Genomic DNA, 20,517 nt, shown 5'->3' with positions numbered 1-20,517 from the left:
GTGGGGCTCGAAACTCCGTCGTGCATTCCGACTTGTACAGTTGTCCGAGCCGATCCCCTACGGCGGTGCGTGAAATTGAACGCGTTCAGTCGCCAAGGTCCATTCTCTGAACCCGTTCAAGTCAATTACCTGCATCGATCGGGGGTGAAACCAAGGACCAGCTAACGTGGCCTGACCGAGTTTTCTGGCCCCAGACGTTCGTTTCTATCCGTACCCGGGGAATCACAGGAGGCCCATGATGGCGGGACTTGACTTCGGCAAGCTGACAAAGCGGTCGGTTGTGGACACCGCCACCGAGCCGAGACGAATCTTCACGGCGCTGCCGGCGCGCGCCTCGAAGTACGCTCGGCCGTGGGACGTGCAGGCTCAAGTTTGGGACAGCTGGCACGATCGACGCACCGAGTCCGACTTGCTGATCAAGATGAACACCGGCGGCGGCAAGACGGTCGTCGGGCTAATGATGCTCAAGAGCTGCCTTAACGAGGGCATCGGTCCGGCCGTCTACATCACGCCTGACATCTACCTCGCTGATCAAGTCCGAGCCGAAGCGGATGCCCTCGGCGTCGAAACGACCGACGATCCTCGCTCGGGGCGTTTCCAGTCAGGCAAGGCCATCCTCGTCACTTACATCCACAAGGTCATTAACGGGATGTCCGTTTTCGGAGTCGTTGGCGACACCCGTCAGCGCATCCCAATGGGGACTGTGCTGGTCGACGACACACACGCATGCCTCGCAACACTCGAGCGCCAGTTCTCCCTCGTCATCCCTCGCGACCATCCGGCGTACAACGAACTGGCCGACCTATTCGACGACGCGTTGCGTGATCAGTCCTCCTCGGCCGTCCGCGACTTGGCGGAAGACGTGCCCGGCGTTGCCCTGCCAGTTCCGTACTGGGCCTGGGCCGACCGCCGCGAACAGGTCCTCAACAGGCTGCACCCACACCACGACAGTAACAACGCATTCAAGTTCGTCTGGCCGCTTATCCGAGAGGTACTGCACCTATGCGATGTGGCAATCACCTATAGTGCCATCGAAATTCGACCGCCGTGCCCACCCATCGACCGAATCCCCAGCCTTGCCGCCGCGCGACGCCGCATCTACCTGACTGCTACCTTGGCCGACGACAGCGTCCTGGTGACACACTTCGACGCCGCCTCGGCGACGGTCGCAACCCCCATCACACCGCTGACGGCGGACGACCTGGGCGATCGCATGATCCTCACGCCGTTGGAGACTTTCCCCGGTACTAGCGATGAGCAAGTACGTGACTTCCTTGTCGAGCAAGCCCGGGTCCACAATGTAGTCGTAATTATTCCGTCCGGCCGCCGCGCCGGATTCTGGCGCGACGTTGCCAACGCCGTCCACGACAGCAGCACCATTCACGACGGTGTTCGTGCCCTGCGAGCTGGCCACGTGGGACTCGTCGTTTTGATCAATAAGTACGACGGCATCGACCTGCCCCGGAAGGCCTGTCGCATTCTCGCCCTTGACGGGCTCCCCGAGGCGTATAGCGCCCTCGAACGCATCGAAGCTCTCGCGCTGGACGAGAGCCAAGCGATGATCACTCGCCAGATCCAGCGCATCGAACAGGGCATGGGCCGCGGAGTCCGATCTAATGACGACCACTGCGTCGTCCTCCTCATCGGCCCGAAACTCACCCAGCGCTTGCACCACGCTGCGGCCAAGTTCAGCCCGGCTACCCGAGCGCAGCTCGAACTGTCTGCCGAGGTCGCCGATATGCTCTATGGCAAACCCTTCGTAGATCTCGGCAGCGTAATCGATCAATGCCTGGATCGTGACGCTGCGTGGGTCTCCGCCAGCCGCGACGCGCTCGACGGTGTCACCTACCCGACCACCAGCACCGTTTCGGAAGTCGCGGTTGCGGAGCGGGAGGCGTTCCGGCTGGCCGAACTCGGCCGCTTCAGTGAGGCCCACGACGCGATGCGGGCTGCCATCAATGCCACCACTATCGAGCGCCGGCATCGTGGATGGCTAAAGCAACGCGCTGCCGGCTACCTCCACCTAACCGACCCTGCCGCAGCGATGCAACTGCAGAAGTCCGCACAGACCGACAACAAGGCCGTGCTACGCCCGCGCGACGGAGTCGAGTACCACCGCCTAAGAAGCATCGCCGATCAGGCTCGGCAGTCCGCAGAGTACCTGACTAAACGCTACAAAGACGGAAACGAACTAGTCCTGGGCATCGGCGCACTCGTGGACGACCTCGTTCCTGATACAGATCCAGCCCGCGTGCCGAGCTTCGAGCAGGCCATACATGACCTCGCCCTGCATGTAGGGTTCAGCGCCCAACGCCCTGAGCGGGAAACCGGGGAAGGCCCAGACGTCCTCTGGTCCCTGGGCGAGCTGGCATATGTGGTAATCGAGTGCAAGAGCGGCAGCACGTCAGACGCTATCTGGCGCCACGACGCCGAACAGCTGTCGCATTCGATGGACTGGTTCCACGAGAAGTACGACCGCACCTGCACAGCGACCCCCGTGTTGATCCACAATACCAACGCCCTGCACAAGCAGGCATCGGCGCGCTTCGGCTCCAAAGTCATCACGTTCGCTAAACTCGCCCAGCTGCGTGAGACCTTGAAGAAGTATGCTGCGGCCCTCGCGGTCAACAACGACTACCGGGACCACGACAAGCTCGCAACCCAACTCGCGACCTGGGGCCTCAACAGCAAAGCGTTCATCGCGAAATGGGGAGTCCAGACGTTCAAGTCATGACCATGGCGAAACGATTGGGATGGAACAGGTACATTCTTGGGTCAATCCCGATACCTCCGCGTCTTCCGATGCGTGGTCGGTGGACATTGATCGGCGACGTCGGCGACTGGCAAGGGGCCGGCCGAAGCCGAGGTGGCTGAGATCGAGCGCTTGCCCTGAAGGACAGGTGCTCATTCTGGCGCCGGCTGATTGCTGGCGGGCGGGCTCGGCGCGAGGCCGACCGCAAGCGGTGGTGGTTCGGGATGCTTGAACGTCAGCGTCTGTAGGGGCTGTAAATCAAACATCGGGCGCAACTTGCCGTGCAGATCGCGCTCCTCCTGGACGTTGTTCGGCAGTTCCAGATGCAGGCGCTCGTATAGGGCGAAGCGGTTCATGGCGACGACATTGGCCATCGCGTTGCCGTAGTCGTGCGCCTGCACGATGGCACCCCGGTAGGACAGGTACGCAAGAGCGTACGGGACGAGAGCGGTCAGCAACCACAACCCGTCGTCCCAGAAGAAGACCACGCTGATGCCGAAAGCGATGGCGAAGACGGCCGCAGTGCGGACGGCGAGATCCATCGCCGAGCGCCGGTCGTTCAGGTAGTTCAGTTCGTTGACTGGCGCGACAAGACCCACTAACGGCAAAAGCGCGGAGGCGGGCAACCCGAAAGGCTCGCCAGCGCCTACCTCATAACGGCGAAGGACGTTGCCCAGACGCGTCGGCATGACATGGTCAGCGGACTCCGGATAGTCGGAACTCAATCGCCATGACTCATAGTGAAGGGTAAGTAACTCTTGGTATACGTCCGCGGTGGGAGCTTTCCCCGATTGCTCGAGCGCGGCTCGTACCCTCTCGGCGTCCTTCCGCAATTCATAGATAGCTTCCCGACGCCGGATATGACGATCCACCGCTAGGGAACGTGTGCGCCGCGACAGCGTTCCCAGGCCCCAGTATCCTTCGGTCAACTGCACAATCATGTACTGCAGGGGATGCATCACAACGCTGACGGCGAGGGCCACGAGGCTCAGCGCTGCCGCGCCGCCAAGATCCACCTTAGCGAGGGCGTCTCGGATGCCGCTATGGTCGGGCGGACCGGTGAGTGCTCCAGTGCTGATCAGGACTGAGCAGTACGACACCAGAAAGAGTGAAGGAAGGAAGCTGACCAGGCTGAAATATTGACCGATCGTCTGGCGCGCGCCCGACAATAATCCGGTCATGCGCCGAGCGGGTCGTCGTCGATGACCTCTTCGTCAGGGACGTAGCGGTTGCACTCGCGTCCCTCGCAATAGAGGCGACCGTTCCTCGTGATCAGAAGCAGGCGGCACCAGGCAACGTTGTGTCGCTTGCCGGGGCCAGCCCCACCTCCACCCGGCGGATCGATGCCCGGGGGTCGCAACGTCGGTCCCTGGGTCATGAGGTGGAATACCACAAAAGCCAGAAGGGCGGCGCTGACGATGAGGCCGGCGGAGGTGGCCCGTGTCGAACCGGCTTGCATGGCTGCTCCTTCGGTCACGAACATCGTAGCCGTCGGCATCTGATCATTACTGAGGAAATGGAAGGCGCCGCAGTGGACCTTGGAGCAGTCGGTTGACCAAGTCGGGCACGGAATCGGACGCGCCGTGGCTGCCACGGTTGATCAATCTTGCCGACAAAAGTTCGCTGTTTCGGTCGTGGTGGACTTGGATCGCGGCGGCCGTGATCGCGGCCGCGCTGGCGGGTGCCGCCTTCGGCAAGGTTGGCGCCTTGGTCATCATCGCGGTCATTGTGGCTGTCGGCACGGTCCGTGCCGGTGAACGTCTCTTCGCCGGCCGAGCAGGCTCGGTACGCGGCCTGCTGGGAGTTGCTGCTGGGTTCCTCGTCGCCACCGGCCTGCTGCCGTGGGCGGGTGCTCTACCCGACGCTCCAGAAGCGGGAGCGGACCTGCGTGGTAAGGAGATCCGCGAACTGCGCGAGAAGGATCTTCGCGGAGCCCAGCTCTCGGGCTCCCGCTTGGACAACCTCGTGCTGACCGGTCGCGACTTCTCCGGCATCATCGCGCACGGCACGTCGTTTCGCGGCGCGCAACTGAGAGATGCAAGGTTCCGCGGCGCAGACCTCCGCGGAGCGGACTTCACCATGGCGTGCCTGAGAGGAGCAGACTTCGCCGGCGCCAACCTCGACGGGACGACCCTAACCGACGCCGATGTGGCGGGCGCGTTGCTTCCTGAAGACGCTGCCTCGAGTGAGCCGTCTCGGCCGGCGGCATCAGCCTCGGCTATGCCGTCTGCGACCGCGCCGTCCCCTTCGGGATTTCCAGCCCCTTCGGGATTTCCAGCTCCTCGGACGTCGACATGGGGCGGTTCACCGGGTCCATCGCGCTCAGCCGCTTGTCAATGACCGCAAAAGCACGAACCCTGGGTAACGTGTTTGGCCTTCGGCGAAACGTGCAAGGGCGCCGGCGATCGACAGGCAGCGAAGCGCACCGAATGATGGCGCGGTGGGCTGCTTCATACTGGGCTAGTCAAGTGATCCGCGAGCGACGTGCACGTCCACCGAGCTGCTAGACGGCGAGCCGCGTCGGCAGCTCAACGGCCATCTACCTGGTCATGCAAGGGTGATCCATCGCTCGACCACTGCCCGCTCCACCTTTGACCCCCAGTAGTCATTTGGGTCAGCGGCATGCTCATGCGTGTTTTCCCTGGTCGCCAATCAGCATACCTACCCGAGTAAAAGCGTCCATCGCTGTCGGCGCCAAAGATCCAATTGGTGCTATCTACGTGACCCGGGTGGGGTTTGTTTCCCAAGATCTACATAAACCAATATCCCGCGACCATCCTTCCTACTCACGATCATCCCGCTGCCGTAGCGGGCACGGAAGCCGGACCATCCGAGCAAACACTCTCCGGTGGTCCTGCTCCATGCAATCAACGTTGCTGCTGTCGCTCGGTCGCCTACCGGATAAGCTGCCACTACGGCGTCTGGCTAAATGCCACCGCCCTGGGCTGCTGACCGGCGTAACGCGGGCGGCTGAATGTCACGCGCCCTTCGTCAGCTGACGCGTCCCGGCGCAGGAGCTCTGCCGGATTAGGCGGTCGCCTTCCTCGGCGGTCGACCAGTCATGGTGCGCTTTGCAGGGCACTCTCGCGGCGCTGGCCCTGGAGATATGCCCGACGAGGCCCACAGCGACAGATATGGTCAGGCGTAGGGGCCGCAGTCTTCGGCTAGCCTCAGTGCATCGTCGCTGTTGGAGGCGTAGCACGCACTGATGATCTCGTCAGCGAGGCCCATTTGGGCGGCGAAGACGAGTATCTGCCGCCACATGGGGTCGTTGATGTATCCGTCCACGGGCAGATTGTGGTCGCGCAGGTGCCGCGCGGCTAGGTATTCCTGGATAGTAAGGTGCGCGAAGGCGTAGACGCCTTCATCGACGATTAATCCGCTTCGCACGGCGTCATCGAGAAAGCCTTCGGGTGCCACGTCAGTTGGCAACTCGGGTGCGGCAGCGACGACGGAGACGGCTTCCGCGCGAGATAGCTGCTGACTCCTTTGCTGGGACAACGCGAATGCTGCCCGGGCCAGCACCGGTACGCGCCAAATGGCCGACATCGTTGACTCCCGATCATCACTCCTCCGCAGCATGGAGTCCACGATCTCGCCGTAAAGCTCGGCCGTCCCGAGCGGAAGCGCTTGGCGGAAGCGGTGGACGTTGGCGATCATCGTGAGCAGCAAGGGGACACGGGCGATCTCGCGGAGAGCATGACTTGTGCCCAGAGCGGCTTGGAGCTCCTCAGCGGCCTTTGCCGCTCGGCGCTCGGCCTCGATGCTGTCAACGCCGATGGCTTGAATCTCCTGTTGCAGATACCACCTGGTAATGAATTCGCCCACTTGTGCCCAGCTGAACGGTGCCAACTGCATGACAAGCGCGCCGGGTAGTGCGGCTTCGAGGTAACCAACCGGCCGCGAGGTGATGACGTATTGATTCAAAGGATATGCGGCGACCTGCCGCTCGATCCAGTCGGCTACGGCTTGCCGGCCGCTCGCATCGAACACCTCGTCCAAGCCGTCCACCAGAACCAGGCATCGTCCGGCCACCAGACGCTTCTCCCACCAGCCGACTGGCTCAGCAGCCTGAACGTATGCGTTGAGGCGTGCTATCTCCGGCAATGGCGCGAAGTCGGCCCGACCAGCGACCGTCCGCGCGCTGACGAGGATCGGCAGCCGACGGTGAGGTCGCGATGCCGTGGCGGCGCTAGCGGCGAGGTAGCGAAGCAGCGTCGACTTGCCGCTGCCGGGGTCGCCCAGGACGATCACTACTCCGGGAATGCCAGCGTTCAGGAATTCGACTATCGATCGCTGCTCGGGCCCAGCCTGACTGGTCGCCGACACGTCGACATAGGTTTGGCTCAACTCCAGGGTGAAGGTACTCTGGCCTGCCGAGGCAGTGTCCCCAGTGTACCGAAGCGACCGGGAAAGAAGTCTGAGGTAGGCGCGCTCATATCGACCGGTCAGCGCCTCGACCATGGGCCCGACGGCGGCCCGCATCCGCGACACCGCCCTGCGGCCCGTCGCCACGGGAGCGCTCGTCTGGCTCGCCTGCAGGTAGGAGGACTGTCGAGCCGCGAGCGCCACGATCGGGCCGGTCGTCACTCCGTAGTTGCTGGCGTGCTCGACGGCGATGGTCACGTGGCCTGACAGCGCGGCACACCGCGGCCAGTTCGTCCGGTCACTAGGGTCGTTCGGGAATAGATCGTCCAGTTTGGCTATCACACGGGCGGCCCAGCCGCCCACCGTCTCTGAACCGGATATATCCGCGGCCAGATGCAGTCGCGTCGCCTCGGCGACCAGCCGGTGGACCCGTACTCGCCGTCCCGCAACGCGGTCGATCAGGCTCGCGGTGACTAGCGGGCCCTCGATCGGCCGCGGGTCGCCGTCCGGCGCGTTGATCTCCAATAAGTCAAGGTCGATGTCGTCGGTGTCGAGGAAGCTGCAGAGCCGCAACAACTCCAACGCGTCCGGCGCCTCTCTAATTAGTCGGTCGTGGTGGAGTAGCCACGTCGTGGCGACACTTTCCGGATAACCCTCGACCGAGCCGGCCAGCAGCTGTCCGGCCATACCCCGGTCGCGGTACCGATCGAGGAAATCACTGACGGTGAGGTCGTAGACCTCCAGATAGCTTGCAGCCTGCGCGAGCGCGAGCGGTAGGTCTCCCAGCGCTTCGGCCAGCTCGGTGGCGGCGGCCCGGTCGTAGCGCCTGCGTCCGGCCCGCAGGCGCAGGTAACGCAACGATTCGCGACGGCGGAACTGGACGAGGTCGACCTGCGTGGCAATGCTGCCCCAACCCCGATTCCTGCTAGTGATGACGGCGCAGCCGGTGCCGGCAGGCAGCCAGGGCCGAACCTCGTCCGAGGCCCGGGCGTTGTCAAACACCAGAAGCCAGCCATCCCGGCCTGCGAGCTGGGCCGTCGCGTCGGCAGCTGCCTTCTCACGGTCCGCGCGCCTACCTTCACCAAGCTTCTCGCCCAGATCGGCCAAGTCCTCGAGCAGGGTCACCCGGGTGTCCGCGCGGATCCACCACACGACCGAGTACTTACCGGAGCAGTACGAACGGTGGGCGAATTCAAGCACAAGTTGCGACTTGCCAGTGCCGCCGAGCCCGTGAACAGCAATGACCGCTACCGGTCCAGCTGTCAACGCCTTACGCATCTGACGCAGCAGCCAACGCCGGCCGACAAAGGAGGCATTGCGGGCCGGCAAGTTCGTCGCGCCCGGACTCTCGGCGACCGCGGACAGGCGCTGGTCTCGAACAGCGAGCAGGACAGCTGCGAGCAGGAACCCACCGGCCGCACTCCAGGTCCACCTGGGATCGCTGGCCACCCCTTCCGCCCAATCTGGCAGGGCCGCAGTTGCCAGGTTCGTCGCAACGGCGCCGAATCCGAGCACGAGGGTACTCAGCCCGGCGAGCCGGTTAAGACGTCGACGGGTCAGCCGCGGATCGCCAGTCATGGTTCGACATCATGGCAACGTCAAGGGATCAGCCGCCTCCCGGGCCTGACACCGTGCTGCGATGGCTTGACCTAGTGTCGCGTGTCTGAAGTGATTTGACGGTTTAAGCGCGGGATACTCTGGTCTGGGGGTGACGCATTGGTCCGCTCAGCTGCTGGTCAAGCAGTTAAGCAAGGCCGGCACGCCGATCAGCTTCGCCGCGCTGGGTAGAAGGAGCGGAGGCGCCACCGGAGATCACCGCACTTTGGTACGGGGTCGCCGTCGACATCTCCACCAAACTGCCCTTTCAGTTTCGGTGCACCGGCGCCGATCCGCTGCGAGTCCTGATTCTCACCATGCCGCAGTGGCCGGGTCCAGAAGAGGCGGACACCAGCGTCGGAGACCTAGACGCATGGAACTCCTAAAGAACGTTTCGTAACCCGGTGACGGTCCGCTTCCTACCGACCTCGACCCGGCACCACGGCGAACCGGCCCCACCAGCCAACAGTTCCTGACCGCCCAGACCCACACCCTGCGGCCTGCGACTTCTTCACCATCGACACGATGTTGCTCAAACGGATCTACGTGTAGTTTCCTGGAGATCGCCACCCGTCGGTCCTGTGCCGTTCGGAAACTCGTCGCTGCTGCTGGGTTCGGTGTGGTGCGGCAGGACGACCTGCTGGAACCCTGGTCAGGTGACCATCTCACTGGTGTACCAGCTGGCACGGAAGCTCCTCGCGGTCCCGGCGGTGCTGCTACGCCGGGACGTGACCAGGAGGCCGAGCTGCTCGTGCTGCAGCACGAGAACGCGGTGCTAAGCAGGCGACTCACCGGCCCGAGGCGGTACAGTCCCGCGGACCGGCTGTGGCTCGCGGCGCTGTCCTCGCTGCTACCCCGACGCCGGTGGGCGCAGGTATTCCCGGTGACACCCGCAACCCTGCTCGCTTGGCACCGCCGCCTGATCGCCCGCAAATTGGATTACAGCAAGGGTCGGCGAAGCCCTGGCAGGCCGCCGACCGCGAGCGCGGTCAAGGCACTGGCGCTGCGGCTGGCCGAGGAGCATCCGCGGTGGGGCTGCCGCCGCATCCAGGGCGAACTCGTGCGCCTCGGGCATCGCATCGGCGCCACGACGGTCTGGGAGATCCTCACGGCGGCCGGCATGGCCTCAGAGGGCGGTTTGTGAGCTTTCCGTAGTTCGTCATCGCTCGATGTCGTGACCTTTGAGCTGCGCCGATGTCTGGTCGGTGGGTGTGCGGGTTGAGCTGGTCATGGGCGAACGGAAGGCGTATCCCAGCGATCTGACCGATGAGCAGTGGGCGGTGGTGGGCCCGTTTTTGGAGGCGTGGAAAGGGAAGCATCCGTCGGTGTCGGGACACGCGGGCCGCTACTCGTTGCGGGAGATCGTGAACGCGATCTTCTATCAGAATCGGACCGGGTGTCAGTGGGCTTATCTGCCGCATGACCTGCCACCGAAGTCGGCGACGTACTACTACTTCGCGTTGTGGCGTGACGACGGCACCGACCAGGCCATTCATGATCTGCTGCGCTGCCAGGCGCGGGAGAAGGCCGGCCGCCGGGAGGATCCGTCCGCGATCATCATGGATACCCAGTCGGTCCGGGCCGCGAACCACGTTCCGGCCGCGACTACCGGCAAGAAGGTGCCCGGTCGCAAACGAGGGTTGGCGGTGGACGCGCTCGGGTTGATCATCGCGGTGGTGGTGACCGCCGCGAGCGTCACCGACACCGCGATCGGCGTTCGGTTATTGGACAAGGTCGTCGAGCACACCCCGACGGTCACCCGGGCGTGGGTGGACGCCGGGTTCAAGCATGATCTGGGCATCCACGGCGCGGTGCTGGGCGTCGATGTGGAGGTCGTCAAGCGGTCCGACAGCAGGCCGGGGTTCGTGCCGATCGCGAAGCGGTGGGTGGTGGAGCAGGTCAACGGCACGTTGATGCTGCACCGGCGCCTCGCGCGTGAGTACGAGAGCCGCCCGGAGTCGTCGGTGTCACGCACTCTGTGGGCTTCGACGGCGAACCTCGTGCGCCGGTTGACCGGCACCAGCACACCGTCCTGGCGGTGATCGAGCGTGAACACCGCGACCGTTCTCGGCCTGATCGCCGCCCGCGAAGCCGCCGCGTCCGCTGCGCGCGACGACCTGCGCGAGCAGCAGGCCAAGCTCGCCGCCGAGGTGGCCGCCATCGAGTGCGAGCTGGCCGACCTGGCGACCACCCGCCAAACCCTGACCAAAATCCTCGAACACGAGGTGACCGCATCCGAGCCGTCCGTCATCAGCGAGCCCTACCAGCAGATCCTCGCCGTGTTCACCCCCGACCGCGGCGCCCTGCGCGCGAAAGACGTCTGCCTCGCGCTGGGTATCGGCACCGAACCCAAAGACACCGAAGGCATCCGCGCCAAGCTGAAACGCCTGGTCAACCGGCACATCCTGACCGAGAGCCAACCCGGCCTATTCACACTCACCGAGAAACGGGCATAACCTCACGGACCACCCTCTCAGAGCTCGAAGTACTCGTACTCGACCTCGATCTCGACCCGCCGCTCGCCGGGGGCTTCTTGGCCGTCGGCGGTGGCGGCGCCCAGCTCGCCCGGCTCGACGGTGGTCACCTGGGTGCCGGAGCCGAAGATTTTCCTCAGCCGGGATATGACGGTGGCGACCCGCTGCTCGGCCAGGCGGAGGTTGTGCTCGACGGTGCCGGTGGTCGAGGCGTGGCCGGCCATGCGGAACGGAGCCTGGCCGGCGGCGATCACCTTGAGGGCGCCGGGAGCTGCCTTATCGATGTCGTTGCGCCAGGCCCAGAGCTCGCGGTCCGCGTCCTCGGTCATCGTGGCGCTGTCCGGGGCGAAGAAGACGTTGTGGCCGGCGCCGCCCTTGCGACGGATCGGCACTGGGCCGCCGCCGCTAGCGATCGGCGTGCCCAGGCCGACCTTGCGGTCGTCGGCCTGGAAGCCTCGGATCTGCAGGTTGCCGGCGGCGTCTACCACCAGCGTGCCCCTGAAGTGCCATTCGCCCGGGCCGACCGGGTCCCAGACGCCGTCGATCTCGTAGGCGATCGCGGCGACGGGCTCGTTCTCCGGGGTGGCCGGCCCCGGCGTCAGGGTGATGGTGAAGTTGCCGGTGAGCAGGCTGCTGGACCGGTCGCGTTGCTCGTGGATCGCCACGTGCTGGATGTTCATCCCGTCGTAGTCCAGGATGATTTCGAGCCAGAACTCCTGCTGGGACAGCAGATTGTGGACGGCGTGGACCGGCAGTAGGAACGTCTTCCGCTGTACGGTCAGGCCGGTTGGTCCGCTCTGATGCATGTAGTAGGCCGGGGCGGAGACTACCTTGAAGTCGCCGTCGAAGACGTACTCCTTCAGTGCCTCGAACGTGGCGATGCCCAGCCCGGCGGCGGCGATCACCATGGCGGGCGCGACCTCCGCCGATTCGGCGCTTTTCGCGGTGGGGGGTTCGTAGAGATCGGGCATTTCCGTGTGCTTCGGGAGGTACTCCTTGCCGATCAGGAAGTCGCGGAACCGTTTTTCTGCGGCCCGGTGCTGCCACCCGGCTAGATACTCGGAGGTGAACTCCATGGCTGCCTTGCGCATTTGTTCCGCGTACTTCCGGACATCCGAGTCCGAGTTCCCCTGGCACCACCACGCCGTGCGGATATAGGCGTCGATTTCAAAAAGCATCATTTGCGCGTACGACGAGGGCCGCGCAACGTGGTGCTCGCGGAACTGCCGGATGTGCTGGGCCTCATGGTAGAGCGCAGTAAAAAGAGTAGCTTCACTGTGGTTGGCCCGTTTCGCGACGTAAACGTCGTTGGCGCTGTTCGTCCACGCCGAGAGCACGAACTTGTGGAGCAGCCTGGACGGCGTCTGGGAGATGTCCCGGATGTCGACACCGGTCGGGAGCTTCAAGTCTTTCCAAGCGCCGCGAGCGGCAGTGACATGATCGGGAGTGCTCTGCCCGGTCTGCTCGGCTGCCGGTTCCGGGCGCAGGAGGAGCTGGCCGGGGGGCATCCGGCCGTGGCCGTCGAGGATGCGGCGGGGTGGCCCGTCGCCGGTGACCGGGGCGTAGTAGCCGGGGCCATGCGGTTCGCCGGGTGGGCCGGCGCGGTCGAAGGCCGGGGGCGCGGTCAGCGCCGTCGAGCGACCGCGGCCGGGCCAGCCGAACAGCACCCGGATCAGCCGGTCGCCCTCGGCTGGCCAGACCGCCGCGGGTTGGCCGGGCAGTGCGACCACGGTGTATCCGGCCGGGCAGCCGGCTCCCGCGAGGAATCGTTCGTACAGTTCGTCCGGTGATTCGGCGGTCATCTTCGGCTCCTGAGTCCGGCGCAGCAGCGCGGTCAGCTTGGTGAGGTCCAGAAATCCGGCGCCCTGGCTGCAGGGATCGCTAGGCCCGGCGGTGACCGGCACGGCCGCCGCCCGCAGCAGCTCGCGGATCCGGGTCGCCGGGGCGCCGGGCAGTGCTTCGAGGCAGAGGGCGGCCGCCCCGGCGACGTACGGGCTGGCCATGCTGGTGCCGGACTTGCGGGTCCAACCTTCGGGCGCGTTGGCGGCGAGGACCTCCTGGCCGGGGCCGACCACGTCGGGCTTGACCCGTTGGTCGCGGGTTGGGCCGCGGCTGCTGAACGGCGCGACCGGGTGCTCGGGGCGGTGGCCGTTGCAGGCGCCCACGATCACCGGCAGGTGGCTGGTCGCGAGCGTGCCGATCGTGACCCGCGAGGAGACCAGGTCGCCGGTGAAGGTGGCCTGACAGTGCGGGCAGGCCTCGTCCCGCTCGACCCAGCCGTGGAAGGTGCCGTCGCGGACCCGGACGCCGTATGCCTCGATCGTCCACTCGCCGGCCGGCGCCCACGGCTGCAGGAAAAGGTCGACGTGGTTGTCGCCGGTGTTCGGCTCGCGGGCCCGGTGGTAGAGCAGGCCGGCCGGGTGGTCCGGGTCGCCGATGACCTGTCGCCGGCCAGGCAGCGTCCACGGTGACCGGCCGCCGGCCGGGGAGACGACCCGGATCGCGAAGGTGTCGGCCCCGGCGTACCAGAGCTCGACCTCGTTCATCGTGGCGTCGTCCGGATGGGTGTGCAGGGTGACCGCGACCGTCCGGCCCGCGCCGACCCGGCCCTGCACGTGCACCGGGCGGTCGCCGTAGTTCCCGCCGGACTGGACCGCGCAGGTGCCGGGCCGCTCGCGCAGCAGGTTGTCGAGGGCCCGTTCGATCAAGGTCCCACCGTTATGGGGGCCAGAAATGGCGCCGGCCGACAAGTTGATCACACACGCGCCGGTCGCCATGCCGAGTACGAACGCGATCCCTTCCAAGATCCGGACCGAGTCGCCGAGTGTGTTGAGTCCGCCGGTGTTGCGGTCGGCCAGGTGCACGAAGACGAGGTCGGCGCCGGGCGCGACGCCGCTGGGGCCGTCCGCGGCCGACCCGGCCAGGATGTCGGCTACGTGGGTCCCGTGCCCGCCCGGTTTGAGTGAGTAGGCGAGATCTTCGTACGGGTCCGGCCGGCGCAGCGCGGCGTCGAGCCGGGCCGCGTCGAAGCGGCGGCCGTAGCCGAACGGCTCGGGTGAGAGGCCGGAGCGCCCGCCACGCTGGTCCCACAGTGCCAGTAACCGGGTGGCCGGCTCCGGGCCGGGCCGGCGGAACGCGGGGTGGGCGAAGGCGTAGTCCCAGTCCACCACACCAACGACCACCCCGGCGCCGGTGAACGGCAGGCCCGCCGGACGGCGAAAGTCGGTGGGCAGCGGCTGCGGCGGCGCTGTCCCGGCATCCCCGGCGGAAGGCTCCGGGCCCAAGGGCCGGGACGCCTTGAGACTGACACAGCGGGGGTCGGCGTGTACCCGGGTGGCCGCTCCGGCGGACATCCGGCAGGTGACGACGTCGCCGAAGGCGGCCACCACGCGCACGCCCGGAATGGTCAGTCCCGGCGCGGCGAGTCGCATGACCGCCTCGATCTCGCCGCGCCGGCCCGTCCGCCGCAACAGTTCCCGCATCGCGGGATCCACGGGTCACTTCACGTTAATGACGAGCGTGTCGGACGCGGTGCCCTCGGTCGCCGTGAACTCCGCGATGCTCTTGGCCGCCCCGAGCTGGAAGAAACCGGGACGGCCGGTGGCCGTCGCCCCCGTGGGGACAATCTGGGGGGTTACGCCCGGGATCACTCGTCCCCGGGCGTCGAGGGCTTCCGCCTTCACGAAGACCGTCTCGCCGGTCCTGGTGGCGTTGGTGGCGGTGACGCGGACAGAGGCGACCTTAGAGTCGTGTCCCAGCAGGTCCTTGCCGAGGACCATGGCGGCGACCAGTGCCGGAGCGACGATCTTCGGGTTCTGCCAGGCCGGTACCCGGGCTGGCCGGAGGAAGAGCAGCGAGGACAGCGGCAACACCGTGCGGGCCACGTTGTTGTTCAGCGCCCCGGTATTGCCGAAAGTGGCCTGCAGCTGAGCTGCCACGATCCCGGCGGCCACGGCGCGCTCAAGGCCCTCGGCGCGGCGGCCATGAGCCCGGACCCGGGCGTCGACCTCGTCGGTCTGCACCCGCTGGCGCAGATCGACCGCGCGGACGGCGTCCTGGGTGCGCCGCACTGCCGTGGTTGCCGACGCCGCCCGCTGGTCACGGACCGTCGCCGTCGGCAGCGGACGGCGGAGTGACGCGAGCTGCTGGCGAGCCGCCCGGCGTATCAGCGCCTGCTGCCCAGGCGTCCGGCGGGCGGTGGTGCGGCGGTCGCGCACTGCCTCCGCCTCGTCCTCGTCCATCCCATCGGTCAGGTCGTCGCCGTCAAGTTCGTAGGCCTCGCCGATGAAGTCGTCCTCGTCGTCGTCCAGGTAGATCGTCATGACCCCGCTCCTTCCGCGGTGCTTCGGTCGACGGTTCGTAGTGCCGGGGCGACGTACAGGTCGAACGCCGCCCGGTCGGGAGAGGTCCAGCCGGCCGCGCCGGCTCCGCCGCACACGTCGCAGTCCGGCCGTTCGCCCCAGCAGTCGCAGGCGCCCAGCGCTGAGGCGAGCACGATATTGCGCTCGGCGAGATCTTTGTCCGCCGCCGGTTGCGCCGGGCTGCCGGTGAACGCGCCCAGCAGCCGTTGCGCCAGCATCATCGCCAGCTCGTCGCTCAGCATCCCGCCGAGCAGCTGCTGGAGCAGCCCGGAAACGGCGCGGGCGGGATCGTCGAGCGGCGGGTCCAGCACGTCCTCGGTCACCATGAGAGCACCGCCGCGAGGTCGAGGCTTTCGGCCGCCAGCAGGGACTCGTAGACGTGCCGGTCGGGCGGGTCCCACGCGGTCACGCTCTCGGCCGGCGCGGTGGCCGCGGGCGCCGCGCCGGTCTGCCGTGCCCGCTGGTCCGCCTCGGCCGCCGCCCGCGCGAAGAGCGTGCTCATCGCGGCGAGCAGGGCCGCGACCGGGATTCCGTTGATCATCTGGACGCCCTTCGGCCCAAGAGCGGCCGCGACCAGTGCCAGCTGCACGTTCTGCGTGTTCGCCGCGGCCAGCGCCTGCACCCCCGCCGCCTTCGCCCCCGCATTCGGCTGGGCGGGCGGCGCGGGGGCGACCGCACCGCCCAGGATCGTGCCGATCTTGGCGCCGGCTGCGGCGCCAATCGGGCCGCCGGCCGCGGTCCCGATCGCGCCGCCGGCGAGCGGCAGCGCGACCTGGGCGACCTGCCGTACGGTCGGGTCGGTGAGGACGGCCCAGGCGCCTTCCTCGATGTGGCTGAGCGCCTTGCCCACGTTGATCGCCTCGGCCGGGTCCAGCGGATCCAGCAGGTCGAGCAGGGTCTCGTCGAGCATCTCGGAGGTCGCGCGCGCGGCCAGGTCGTCGCGCATCGCCGCCAGCAGCGACGCCTCCCAGGCCAACTCTGGTTCGTACACCATGGAATCAGGCTGCCCGGCGCCAGGCTCCCGGCCGTCCCGCCAGCGTCACCCCGCCGTCAACGCCTCGAGCCAGTCCCGGAGGATCTCGGCGACCCGCTCTGGCGTGGACGCGGTTCCGAGCACCCGGTCGTCCCCGCGCCGCCGGCCGACCTCGACCACCATGACGATGAGATCCCGGGGCGGCGAGCCGCGGACGTCAACCCGGAGCACGGCGACCCGGTGCTGCTCACGTGGCTGATCGTCGTGCATGGACGAACCCTCCACTGAGACGGTCATCCAGCAGTCACAACGCCGTCACGCCCGCAGCATCGTTACCAGGCTTTGCATCGCGGCGGAGGGCTCTAGGCCGAACTCCGACCCGAGGAGCGCGCGGAACTGCTGGTACGAGCGCAGGGCCTCGACCAGGTTGCCCTGCTGCAGCTGGATCTGGACGATCAGCCGGCGGGCCGACTCGCGCAGCGGCTCGGACTGGACCGCCGCGCTCGCCACCAGCAACGCGTCCGGCAGCCGGTGCTGGGCGAGCAACTCGGTGGCCGCGCTCTCCAGGGCCTCCAGGCGCAGCAGGCGGTAGCGTTCCCTGTCGAGCACGATCCAGTCCTCGTCCCAATCGGGCAGCATGTCACGCCCGTCGAGCAGGCGGGGCAGGCAGGCGAGCGCGTCCGGGTCGACCGGGTCCCGGACCAGCGACTGCGCGAGGCCCAGCAACTCGCTGACGTCGACCGGCACGTCCGCGCCCAGCCCGACCCGGTCATCGGCGGTCGTGACTATGCCGGCGTCCACCCGTTGCAGCCGCCACAGGGCCGTACGCAGGCATTTCGCTGCCCGGATCTCCTCGCTGTCGCGCCACAGCGTGCCGGCGACGCGGGACCGGGCGACGGGCCGCCCGGTCAGAGCCAGGTAGGCCAGCAGCCGCTCGACCGCGTGCGGCACCGCGACCGGCCGGCCGTCCAGGCACAGCTGGAAGGCGCCTGTCAAGTGCAGCGAGAATTCGTGCAGCACGCCTAGAGAATAGCCCTGGGAATTGGCGCACAGTCACCGCGCCGTCACCGATCCGTCTCCCTTGCGACCGGCACCTGCTGTCAATGTGATCGGGCCGGGTCAGGCGCCCAGCTACTTGGTGCCTACCCTGTGCCGGCGCATTCTGGCGGCACAGCGCGAGGGGCGCCCTGTCATTCGCGTCGGCAACGCCGACATCGTGCGGGACTTCGTCGGCATCGGAGACGTCGTCGCGGGACTGACCCGGATCATGGATGGCGGAGAGCCCGGCCGCGCCTACCACCTGTGCACCGAAACCGGCACCAGCGTCGCCGCGCTCGTCGCACTGCTCGGCCGGCTGACCGGGGTCACGCTCGACGCCCGTTCGGACCGGTCGCGGCACCGGCCGAACGATGCCGGGAGTCTGATCGGCCGTAACGCGCGCGCTGAGGCCGAACTGGGCTGGCGAGCCCGCACGCCCTTGACCGAGACGCTGGCCGCGGTGCTGGTTGAGGCGCGCAGCGGCTGGTCCGAACCCGGAGAGGTCCAGCCGGTGTGAGCGTATGGATGCCGCTGTCGAGGCCGACGCTGGGACCGCAGGAGGAGCGAAACGTCGCCGACGCGCTCTCCTCCGGCTGGATCTCGGGCACCGGGCCGTACGTCGAGCGCTTCGAAGCGGCGGTGTCGGCGCACGTCGGCCGGGGGCACACCGTAGCGGTGTCCAGTGGGACGACAGCACTCGAACTAGTGCTGGCAGCGCTGGGTGTCGGGCCGGGAGACGAGGTGATCGTGCCGGCGCTGACGTTCGCTGCCCCAGCGGCCGCGGTATGCACAGTCGGGGCCACACCCGTGCTGTGCGACGTGTCCTCCACGGACTGGACGCTCGACCCGGCCGCAGCCGCGGCGCTTGTCACCGCGCGCACCAGCGCGGTGATCGCGGTGGACCTGCTGGGCCACCCCGCCGACTACTCGCGGCTGGCGTCCTTGGGAGTGCCGGTGATAGAAGACGCGGCGCAGGCGCACGGCGCGGTGCTCGCCGGGCGGCCCGCGGGCTCCTTCGGTGACATCTCCATCTTCAGCTTTCACGCCAACAAGGCCGTAACCACCGGCGAGGGCGGTGGTGTCTGTACCGATGACACCGAGCTAGCGGATCGGGTGCGCCTGCTCGGCAATCATGGGATGACCGCTGAACGGCCCTACTGGCACGAGGTTGCCGGTCGCAACGCACGCATGACCAACCTGACGGCCGCGCTGGGCTTGGCGCAGGCCGAGCGGTGGGGCGAGCTGGTGGCGGGACGGATGCGGGCCGACGCTCGGTACGGCATCGGTCTGGCCCCGCTCGGGCTGGGGACCCGGCCTGTCCGGGTCGGCGCCTCACCGTCGTGCTGGTTGCACACCGTCGTCACCGATCCCGGAACACGGGACCTACTCGTGTCCGCGCTGCGCCGTGCCAGCATCGACGCGCGGGCGGTCTGGCCGGCCCTCACTGAGCTGCCGCGGTACCGTGGGTTCGCACCCCATACGTGCCCGGTCGCCGAACAAGTCTCGCGCTCGTGCGCCTGGCTGCCCACTTGGTCGGACATCACCGACGAAGAGATCGCCACGGTGCTGGCCGAGGTCGCGACAGGCGTGGAAGAACTCCGCCTTTCGGCTCGCGATCTCTGATCCCCTCGACGAATTCGAGAGAGTTCCGACTTCGACCTTAGGTCTACCAAGCCGCGCGACGTACCCGAGGCTGTCGACCGTGACTGGATCGGTGCGATCCGCCGCGCATGCCCGTCTACCTGGAACGACTCTGCATCCTACTGGTGGGCGGGTCGTCGGTGGGCCGACAGGCACGATGTACGAGGCGATCTTGGCGACGCTGCCAGACTAGTGGCTGTTGCACCCGGATCCAGACGAGCGAGCGGTACGAGCCCCTGCCCGCTGAACCGACACCTCGCACAGTCGTCTGGCTGGACGAGCTTCAGCGTTACCTCTGCGTCAGTGCTGGTCTTGCCGCGAGTACCGTCCGGGCGCTGCTTCGGGAAGAGTGGCGTTGGTCGGCACGATGTGGCCCGCCGAGTACGCCATTCGGACGGCTCTGCCACTGCCGGGTGGCGACGATCCACATGCGCGGGATCGCGAGTTGCTGCAGCTGGCGCAGATCCTCAATGTGGCCGATGCCTCCACCTCGGCCGAAGAGGCTTACGCGCGGCAACTCGCGCCCTTGACGACTCGCCGAAGTCTTCTACGCCGAAGTCCGTGGCCGCAAGCCATATCGGTCCAGCTCGCGTAGTCAGCGCCACCACATACTGCTTGACGTACGGCATGGGAATTCCACGCGGACGCGGAGACCGACATCGTCGGAATACCGGATCCCTCACGTTCATACGTGTCGCGGGCCTTATGTCGGTATCGCGGAAAGTGTCCGCTATGAGATAATACCGGCGCGAAAGGCAGCGGCCACCGCGTGTGCCCGGTCGCGCGCTTTTAGCTTGCGGAAGATACTTCGCGCGTGTCCGCGAACCAGATGCTCGTTGATCGAAAGCTCACGCGCTATCTCCACGTTGCTCTTGCCGTCGGCCATGCCCTGGAGAACTTGCAATTCTTGCGGCGAGAGCTCGCTGGCATTGTCGTCGTTCCCACCGGCCAGGGTAGCGTTAACTCGGGCCACTCCGACGAACCTCGGAGAGTTCGGGGGCAAGGTTTTTGCTGGCAAGATGGTGGTGTCCTCGCTGCTCCCGGCCCAGTCGGGCACGTAGGCGCGGGCGGCGACTGGCACACCAAGGGCCGTGTTAGCGGCAAAGCTGGCGAGCACGTGTGCGACATCGCCGCTAGTGGGACGTTCCGCAGGCCGCTTCTTCAGGCATTGTGCGACCAGTGTTGCGATCTGGTGTGGGAGGCCTTCGACTACCGGGAGCGGATTTGGGTCGGTGTATTGATGCGCGCGCAGCAAAGCCGCGACGGTTCCTCCGTCCCACGGCAGCTGGCCAGTCAGGGTGCGGTAGATCAGCA

At 67.0% G+C, this 20,517-nt stretch carries 17 protein-coding genes; 7 read left to right on the top strand and 10 right to left on the bottom strand.

The genetic code is table 11. The annotated features are described in order from the left end of the window. The first annotated feature begins 238 nt into the window (after positions 1-238). The gene (locus Aau02nite_RS35085; RefSeq protein WP_212992926.1) at positions 239-2,734 is read left to right on the top strand and encodes a DEAD/DEAH box helicase; all 2,496 of its coding nucleotides are present in this window, start codon (positions 239-241) and stop codon (positions 2,732-2,734) included. Between the two features lie 170 nt (positions 2,735-2,904). On the opposite strand, the gene Aau02nite_RS35080 is transcribed toward Aau02nite_RS35085, so the two are convergent. Beyond that, entirely contained in the window at positions 2,905-3,933 is a 1,029-nt protein-coding gene (locus tag Aau02nite_RS35080; RefSeq protein WP_212992925.1) for a hypothetical protein, read from the bottom strand. Further along, the gene (locus tag Aau02nite_RS35075; RefSeq protein WP_212992924.1) at positions 3,930-4,211 is read right to left on the bottom strand and encodes a hypothetical protein; all 282 of its coding nucleotides are present in this window, start codon (positions 4,209-4,211) and stop codon (positions 3,930-3,932) included. The genes Aau02nite_RS35080 and Aau02nite_RS35075 overlap by 4 nt, the downstream gene beginning before the upstream one ends. Before the next feature lie 92 nt (positions 4,212-4,303). Here Aau02nite_RS35075 and Aau02nite_RS35070 point away from each other — a divergent pair, with 92 nt between their 5' ends. Beyond that, the gene (locus Aau02nite_RS35070; RefSeq protein ID WP_212992923.1) at positions 4,304-5,092 is read left to right on the top strand and encodes a pentapeptide repeat-containing protein; all 789 of its coding nucleotides are present in this window, start codon (positions 4,304-4,306) and stop codon (positions 5,090-5,092) included. A 798-nt stretch (positions 5,093-5,890) separates the two neighbouring features. Here Aau02nite_RS35070 and Aau02nite_RS35065 read toward each other — a convergent pair. Next, the gene (locus Aau02nite_RS35065) at positions 5,891-8,698 is read right to left on the bottom strand and encodes an NACHT domain-containing protein (protein ID WP_212992922.1); all 2,808 of its coding nucleotides are present in this window, start codon (positions 8,696-8,698) and stop codon (positions 5,891-5,893) included. A 769-nt stretch (positions 8,699-9,467) separates the two neighbouring features. Here Aau02nite_RS35065 and Aau02nite_RS35060 point away from each other — a divergent pair. The 3 genes from Aau02nite_RS35060 to Aau02nite_RS35050 all read left to right on the top strand — a co-directional run bounded on the left by Aau02nite_RS35060 (position 9,468) and on the right by Aau02nite_RS35050 (position 11,172). Continuing rightward, on the top strand, positions 9,468-9,860 hold the full coding sequence (locus Aau02nite_RS35060; RefSeq protein ID WP_212992921.1) for a helix-turn-helix domain-containing protein: 393 nt from the start codon (positions 9,468-9,470) through the stop codon (positions 9,858-9,860). Positions 9,861-9,945: 85 nt separating this feature from the next. Beyond that, complete coding sequence (locus tag Aau02nite_RS35055; RefSeq protein WP_212992920.1) at positions 9,946-10,758, top strand: IS5 family transposase; 813 nt, start codon at positions 9,946-9,948, stop codon at positions 10,756-10,758. A gap of 6 nt (positions 10,759-10,764) precedes the next feature. Continuing rightward, positions 10,765-11,172: a hypothetical protein gene (locus tag Aau02nite_RS35050; RefSeq protein ID WP_212992919.1), complete on the top strand. Its 408-nt coding sequence runs from the start codon at positions 10,765-10,767 to the stop codon at positions 11,170-11,172. Between the two features lie 17 nt (positions 11,173-11,189). Here the strand turns inward: Aau02nite_RS35050 and Aau02nite_RS35045 are convergent, their stop codons facing one another. The 6 genes from Aau02nite_RS35045 to Aau02nite_RS35020 are packed head-to-tail and all read right to left on the bottom strand — an operon-like array spanning position 11,190 to position 17,544. Then, the gene (locus Aau02nite_RS35045) at positions 11,190-14,672 is read right to left on the bottom strand and encodes a S8 family serine peptidase (protein ID WP_212992918.1); all 3,483 of its coding nucleotides are present in this window, start codon (positions 14,670-14,672) and stop codon (positions 11,190-11,192) included. A gap of 15 nt (positions 14,673-14,687) precedes the next feature. Beyond that, positions 14,688-15,512, bottom strand: coding sequence for a hypothetical protein (locus tag Aau02nite_RS35040; protein ID WP_212992917.1), 825 nt, complete (start codon positions 15,510-15,512; stop codon positions 14,688-14,690). Continuing rightward, complete coding sequence (locus Aau02nite_RS35035) at positions 15,509-15,877, bottom strand: hypothetical protein (RefSeq protein WP_212992916.1); 369 nt, start codon at positions 15,875-15,877, stop codon at positions 15,509-15,511. Before Aau02nite_RS35035 ends, Aau02nite_RS35040 begins: the two co-directional genes overlap by 4 nt. Further along, entirely contained in the window at positions 15,871-16,545 is a 675-nt protein-coding gene (locus Aau02nite_RS35030) for a hypothetical protein (RefSeq protein ID WP_212992915.1), read from the bottom strand. Before Aau02nite_RS35030 ends, Aau02nite_RS35035 begins: the two co-directional genes overlap by 7 nt. A 45-nt stretch (positions 16,546-16,590) precedes the next feature. After that, on the bottom strand, positions 16,591-16,794 hold the full coding sequence (locus Aau02nite_RS35025) for a hypothetical protein (RefSeq protein ID WP_212992914.1): 204 nt from the start codon (positions 16,792-16,794) through the stop codon (positions 16,591-16,593). Between the two features lie 45 nt (positions 16,795-16,839). Further along, positions 16,840-17,544 carry an AfsR/SARP family transcriptional regulator gene (locus Aau02nite_RS35020; RefSeq protein ID WP_212992913.1) on the bottom strand — a complete coding sequence of 235 codons (705 nt, stop codon included), beginning with the start codon at positions 17,542-17,544 and terminating at the stop codon, positions 16,840-16,842. 85 nt (positions 17,545-17,629) lie between these two features. Here Aau02nite_RS35020 and Aau02nite_RS35015 point away from each other — a divergent pair, with 85 nt between their 5' ends. After that, on the top strand, positions 17,630-18,079 hold the full coding sequence (locus Aau02nite_RS35015) for an NAD-dependent epimerase/dehydratase family protein (RefSeq protein ID WP_281421105.1): 450 nt from the start codon (positions 17,630-17,632) through the stop codon (positions 18,077-18,079). Beyond that, positions 18,076-19,185, top strand: a complete 1,110-nt coding sequence (locus tag Aau02nite_RS35010; protein WP_212992911.1) for a DegT/DnrJ/EryC1/StrS family aminotransferase — start codon at positions 18,076-18,078, stop codon at positions 19,183-19,185. The genes Aau02nite_RS35015 and Aau02nite_RS35010 overlap by 4 nt, the downstream gene beginning before the upstream one ends. Positions 19,186-19,933: 748 nt before the next feature. On the opposite strand, the gene Aau02nite_RS46860 is transcribed toward Aau02nite_RS35010, so the two are convergent. Continuing rightward, positions 19,934-20,517, bottom strand: a 584-nt coding sequence (locus Aau02nite_RS46860) for a helix-turn-helix domain-containing protein (RefSeq protein ID WP_246595665.1), incomplete at its 5' end; no start/stop codon positions are given.

The organism is Actinoplanes auranticolor, from assembly GCF_018332655.1.
Taxonomy (GTDB): domain Bacteria; phylum Actinomycetota; class Actinomycetes; order Mycobacteriales; family Micromonosporaceae; genus Actinoplanes; species Actinoplanes auranticolor.
This window is presented reverse-complemented; position numbering and strand designations above follow the sequence as displayed.

Excerpts from the sequence above, each read along its gene's own strand:
- Aau02nite_RS35040 (WP_212992917.1), bottom strand. The coding sequence starts at position 15,512 with ATGACGATCTACCTGGACGACGACGAGGACGACTTCATCGGCGAGGCC.
- Aau02nite_RS35055 (WP_212992920.1), top strand. The coding sequence starts at position 9,946 with ATGGGCGAACGGAAGGCGTATCCCAGCGATCTGACCGATGAGCAGTGG.
- Aau02nite_RS35045 (WP_212992918.1), bottom strand. The coding sequence starts at position 14,672 with ATGCGGGAACTGTTGCGGCGGACGGGCCGGCGCGGCGAGATCGAGGCG.
- Aau02nite_RS35065 (WP_212992922.1), bottom strand. The coding sequence starts at position 8,698 with ATGACTGGCGATCCGCGGCTGACCCGTCGACGTCTTAACCGGCTCGCC.
- Aau02nite_RS35025 (WP_212992914.1), bottom strand. The coding sequence starts at position 16,794 with ATGCACGACGATCAGCCACGTGAGCAGCACCGGGTCGCCGTGCTCCGG.
- Aau02nite_RS35085 (WP_212992926.1), top strand. The coding sequence starts at position 239 with ATGGCGGGACTTGACTTCGGCAAGCTGACAAAGCGGTCGGTTGTGGAC.
- Aau02nite_RS35035 (WP_212992916.1), bottom strand. The coding sequence starts at position 15,877 with ATGGTGACCGAGGACGTGCTGGACCCGCCGCTCGACGATCCCGCCCGC.
- Aau02nite_RS35080 (WP_212992925.1), bottom strand. The coding sequence starts at position 3,933 with ATGACCGGATTATTGTCGGGCGCGCGCCAGACGATCGGTCAATATTTC.
- Aau02nite_RS35030 (WP_212992915.1), bottom strand. The coding sequence starts at position 16,545 with ATGGTGTACGAACCAGAGTTGGCCTGGGAGGCGTCGCTGCTGGCGGCG.
- Aau02nite_RS35075 (WP_212992924.1), bottom strand. The coding sequence starts at position 4,211 with ATGCAAGCCGGTTCGACACGGGCCACCTCCGCCGGCCTCATCGTCAGC.